Origin of the sequence: Burkholderia sp. Ac-20349 (assembly GCF_017104865.1) — a bacterium.
Classification (GTDB): domain Bacteria; phylum Pseudomonadota; class Gammaproteobacteria; order Burkholderiales; family Burkholderiaceae; genus Burkholderia; species Burkholderia aenigmatica.
In genome coordinates, this window is the sequence record NZ_JAAGPM010000266.1 from 1 (window position 1) to 4,488 (window position 4,488).

Annotated in this window: 5 protein-coding genes and 1 pseudogene; 3 read left to right on the top strand and 3 right to left on the bottom strand. The window is 69.3% G+C overall.

Going from position 1 to position 4,488, the window contains the following annotated elements:
* The 3 genes and pseudogenes from G3N61_RS38065 to G3N61_RS38075 form a co-directional block, all read left to right on the top strand.
* Window positions 1–249, top strand: a pseudogene (locus tag G3N61_RS38065) (thiamine-phosphate kinase); the annotation flags it as partial.
* A complete protein-coding gene (locus G3N61_RS38070) occupies window positions 239–772 on the top strand; it encodes a phosphatidylglycerophosphatase A (RefSeq protein WP_043191323.1) in 534 nt (177 codons plus the stop codon). The pseudogene G3N61_RS38065 and the gene G3N61_RS38070, both read left to right, overlap by 11 nt.
* A gap of 31 nt (window positions 773–803) precedes the next feature.
* The gene (locus G3N61_RS38075) at window positions 804–1,304 is read left to right on the top strand and encodes a CinA family protein (RefSeq protein WP_034186407.1); all 501 of its coding nucleotides are present in this window, start codon (window positions 804–806) and stop codon (window positions 1,302–1,304) included.
* Between the two features lie 43 nt (window positions 1,305–1,347).
* Here the strand turns inward: G3N61_RS38075 and G3N61_RS38080 are convergent, their stop codons facing one another.
* The 3 genes from G3N61_RS38080 to G3N61_RS38090 all read right to left on the bottom strand — a co-directional run.
* Window positions 1,348–2,406: a haloacid dehalogenase-like hydrolase gene (locus G3N61_RS38080; protein WP_205825002.1), complete on the bottom strand. Its 1,059-nt coding sequence runs from the start codon at window positions 2,404–2,406 to the stop codon at window positions 1,348–1,350.
* Window positions 2,407–2,626: 220 nt separating this feature from the next.
* Window positions 2,627–3,454, bottom strand: coding sequence for an orotidine-5'-phosphate decarboxylase (pyrF, locus tag G3N61_RS38085; RefSeq protein ID WP_043191335.1), 828 nt, complete (start codon window positions 3,452–3,454; stop codon window positions 2,627–2,629).
* Window positions 3,455–3,493: 39 nt separating this feature from the next.
* The coding region (locus tag G3N61_RS38090) for an aldose 1-epimerase (RefSeq protein ID WP_241018109.1) at window positions 3,494–4,488 on the bottom strand (995 nt) is incomplete at its 5' end.

Sequence of the window (4,488 nt, forward strand, 5' to 3'; positions counted from 1 at the left end):
CGCCCCGCGGTACGGGGCGGCGGCGCGCTGGCCGGCGGCGACGACTACGAGCTGTGCTTTACCGCGCCCGCCGCGGCCCGCGCAGCGGTCGAGGCGGCCGGCGCGAAGGCCGGTGTGGCGGTCACGCGAATCGGTACAATACGCGGCTTGTCCGCGCCGTCGGAGCGGCCCGCGATCGCGTGGCGCGACGCCGCCGGCGCGCCCCTGGCTCTCACGTTGCACGGTTTCGACCACTTCCATGCAGACTGACCCGACGCCCGCACCGCAGGCGACCGAGCCCGGCGCCGCGCCGCGCCCGACCGCGCGCTTCATGCTGTCGCATCCGGCGCATATCGTGTCGCTCGGCTTCGGCAGCGGGCTCGCGCCGCTCATGCCCGGCACGTTCGGCTCGCTGTTCGGCTGGCTCACGTTCGTCGTGCTCAACCGCTATCTGACGGTGCCCGAATGGTGGGCGCTGATCGCGGTCGGCTTCGTGGCCGGCACGTGGCTCACCGGTTTCACCGCGAAGAAGATGGGGTCGTCCGATCCGGGCGCCGTCGTCTGGGACGAGATCGTCGCGATCTGGCTCGTGATGCTGTTCGTCACGCCCGCGACCTTCGTCGGCCAGCTGTGGGCGTTCGTCGCGTTCCGCTTCTTCGACATGCTCAAGCCGCCGCCGATCCGCTATTTCGACCGCCGCCTGAAAGGCGGGCTCGGCATCATGGTCGACGACCTGGTTGCCGCGTTCATGACGCTGCTCGTGATCGCCCTGTGGCGCTCCGTCGTCGGCTGACCGATTTCCCGACTCCCGTTTCCCGACGCGCATGCCAACCGATTCCGTCGTCCACCAGCTTGCGATCCGCGCAGGCAACAAGCTGCGTGACGAGCACCTGACGCTCGCCACCGCCGAATCCTGCACCGGCGGCATGATCGCCGCGGCGATCACCGACATCTCCGGCAGCAGCCAATGGTTCGAGCGCGGCTTCGTCACGTACTCGAACCAGGCCAAGATCGAGATGATCGGCGTGCCGCCCGATCTGATCGACAAGCACGGCGCCGTCAGCGAGCCCGTCGCGCGCGCGATGGCCGAAGGCGCGCTGCGCAACAGCCGCGCGCAGGTCGCGCTGTCCGTCACCGGCATCGCGGGCCCGGCCGGCGGCAGCGAGAAGAAGCCGGTCGGCACCGTGTCGTTCGGCTGGAGCAACCGGCTGCATACCGACGTCGAGACGCTCGTGTTCAAGGGCGACCGCGAACAAATCCGCACGCAGGCGGCCGCGCATGCGCTGCGCGGGCTGCTGAAGCTGCTCGACGAGCGCGAGGGCTGATCGATCGACGGGCGCCCGCGGCGCCCTCGTCGTCGCTTGCCGCTTACTGGATCGCGTCGGGCTTCACGACGATCCAGTTCTTGTCCGCCGTCACCGGCAGGCCGAGCGACTTCTGCTGCGCGGCCGATTCATCCGACCACGCGCGGATCTGCGCCATCTGCTTGTCCTTCTTGTTCACCCACACGCGCACGCCGCCGCGCGCGACGTCGGTCGCGTTCAGCAGCATGTAGCCGTCGGACGTCGGCGTGTCGCCCGCGACGAGCACCGGCTTCTTCCACTGGTCGATCCAGCCGACGATCGAGCCGAGCTTGCCTTCGTACCAGGTCATCGGGTTCATCAGGAACGGCGTGATCACCAGGCTGCGGTTCGCGGCCTCGTCGTACTTGCCGGCCTTGATCTGCAGCCGCGATGTGGTCAGCGCGCCGGTCGCCGGGTTGCGCAGCAGCGTCGTCACGCCGATCACGTTCTGCGGCTTCACGTTGTAGCCGTACTTCGGGTCGGACAGCACGAGCCGCGCGAGCTCCTCGTGCGCGGCCGTCATCACGTAGACCTCGATGCCGTTCTCGCGCAGCGCGTTGTACAGCTCCTGCATCCCGCGGAAGAAGCGCGGCGGGTTCACCGTGCCGCCGACCACCTTGTCGCCCTGCCAGTAGCGGATCGGGATCGGCTTGCCGTCGGCGAGCATCGCGTCGACGTGGCGCTTCAGGTCGGCCAGCGACTGCCCGGCGAACGCCTGCGCGATCCACGGGTAGCAGACCAGGTCGTCGATCTCGCACAGCCGGTAGTAATAGCTCGTCAGCGATTCCTGGTAGTCGGCGGAATCCTTGAACGGGATCAGCTTCAGCGACGGGTCTAGCGTGTCGCGCGTCAGCACGCCGCGGTTCTCGAGGTACGGCAGCAGCGACTCCTCGAGGTCGTAGCGGTAGGTCGTGTTGTCGGCGTCGAACACCGCGTAGTCGCCGCGGTGCGCGTGCGCGGCGATCATCTCGTTCAGCGCCTTCGCGCTGTCGGCCGGCCAGTGCGAGAGATCCGCCGCATGGGCGAAGCTCATGCACAGCGATGCGGCAAGCGCGCTCAGAAGACGTCGGGACAGCTTGGGCATGGCGTCGCTCCTTTCTTGACATTTTGGTTACGGATCGATGACAAGCGGGAGCATCGCGCGACTAAATTGCGGGCATGCGGTGCGGAAGCGACGGGAAGTTGTCCGCGTGCGCCAGTGCGGGGCGTGCGGGCCGAAAGGCGGGAACAGCGAGGGAAACGGCCCGGGCCCGCGCGCGCGGGCCCGCCGGAACCGGCCGCCCGGGAAGGCGGCCGGTGCGACATCAACGATGTGCGTTGATCGTGTCGCGGGTCTTCTGCGCGGCGAGCGCCGCGGCTTCGGCGAAATCCTCGCCGTTGCTCGCGTACAGGATCGCGCGCGACGAGTTGATCATCATGCCGGTGCCGTCGGCCGTGCGACCCGCGTTGACGGTCGCCTGCACGTCGCCGCCCTGCGCGCCGATGCCGGGAATCAGGAGCGGCATGTCGCCGACGATCCCGCGCACGATCTCGATTTCCTTCGGGAACGTCGCGCCGACCACGAGGCCGAGCTGGCCGTTTTTCGCGTTCCACTTGTTCGCGGCGAGGTCGGCGACGACCTGGTACAGCGGCCGGCCGTTCGTGTCGAGGAACTGCAGGTCGGAACCGCCCGGGTTCGACGTGCGGCACAGCACGATCACGCCCTTGCCTTCGTGCTCGAAGTACGGCTCGACCGAGTCGTAACCCATGTACGGGTTCACCGTGACGGCGTCCGCGCGATAGCGCTCGAACGCTTCGCGCGCGTACTGCTCGGCCGTGCTGCCGATGTCGCCGCGCTTCGCGTCGAGGATCACGGGCAGGCCCGGGTGCTGGAGGTGGATGTGCGCGATCAGGCGCTCGAGCTGGTCTTCCGCGCGATGCGCGGCGAAGTAGGCGATCTGCGGCTTGAACGCGCTCGCGTATTGCGCGGTCGCGTCGACGATCTGCCGGCAGAATTCGAAGATCGCGTCGGGCTGGCCGTCGAACTGCACGGGAAAGCGCGACGGCTCGGGATCGAGGCCGACGCACAGCAGCGAATGGGTGCGCTGCCACGCGGCGCGCAGCGATTCGATGAAAGTAAGCGGGGAAGACATGGCGGATACTCGCGGCAAACCGTTGGTAGACCGCGTATTTTACCCGCGTCGCCGTCGCCCTTCGCGCGAAGCGGCGTCGCTGCGTGCATCGGCGCGCTCGACGGTGAACGAAAACCGCCGCGTAAGCCGCTCGCCCGGCGCGAGCAGCGTCATCCCGTGCGCGGCCGCACCGCCCGGCAGGTTCACCGCATTGATCGGATGATCGACCGGCTCGAAGCAGAAGAAATCCTCGCCGGGCGGCGTATAGAGCACGTATGCGTCGGCGTCGGCCGCCACCGTCAGCGACAGCCCGCGGCGCGGCCAGCTCACCGTCGCGTGGCCGCCCCAGCCGGTGAACGCATGATTGACGAGCGCGGCCGGCAGCGGATACGCGACGCCGAACTGCCAGGCCGGCGGCACGCTCACGTGCCGCACCGGCAGAAAATCGGCGCCCGACAGCCACAGCCCGCCGGCCGCCGCGGCCAGCTCGGTCACGGCATCGCGCACCAGGAACGGATGGACGCCGAGCCCGAACGGCAGCCGCGCGCGCCCCGCGTTCTCGATCGTCAGCGCGATCGACAGCGTCGCATCGTCGAGCTCGAACGACTGGATCGCGCGAAACGCATACGGCGCGCCGGCGGTGCGATCGAGCGACAGCTGCAGCGACGTGCCGGTCGCATCGTCCACCTGCCACGGCGCGAGCCAGCCGTCGCCGTGGATCGGCAGCGGCTCGTCGCGCCGGTTGCGCGGCACCGCGACGCTGCGTCCGTCGCATTCGAACCGCCCATCGCCGATCCGGTTCGAGTACGGCAGCAGCGGATAGCACGCGAGCTTGTTCGGGTCCGTCGCCGTCTCCGGGTGTTCGCAACGGCGGAACACCGGCATCAGCGCACCGTTGTCGCCGCGCCAGTCGAAGCGCGCGATGCCGCCGCCGAGATGCGGCAGCACGTCGAGCCGCAGCGACGCGTTCGACAGCGTGACGGCCGCCGCATGCGCGGCGCCGACGCCCTGCGCAAAGGCTGCTGTCTGCGGGCCGGGGCTGACCGGCTGCGCGG

Coding starts and splice junctions, on each gene's coding strand:
- pyrF (WP_043191335.1), bottom strand. CDS start 3,454: ATGTCTTCCCCGCTTACTTTCATCGAATCGCTGCGCGCCGCGTGGCAG.
- G3N61_RS38075 (WP_034186407.1), top strand. CDS start 804: ATGCCAACCGATTCCGTCGTCCACCAGCTTGCGATCCGCGCAGGCAAC.
- G3N61_RS38070 (WP_043191323.1), top strand. CDS start 239: ATGCAGACTGACCCGACGCCCGCACCGCAGGCGACCGAGCCCGGCGCC.
- G3N61_RS38080 (WP_205825002.1), bottom strand. CDS start 2,406: ATGCCCAAGCTGTCCCGACGTCTTCTGAGCGCGCTTGCCGCATCGCTG.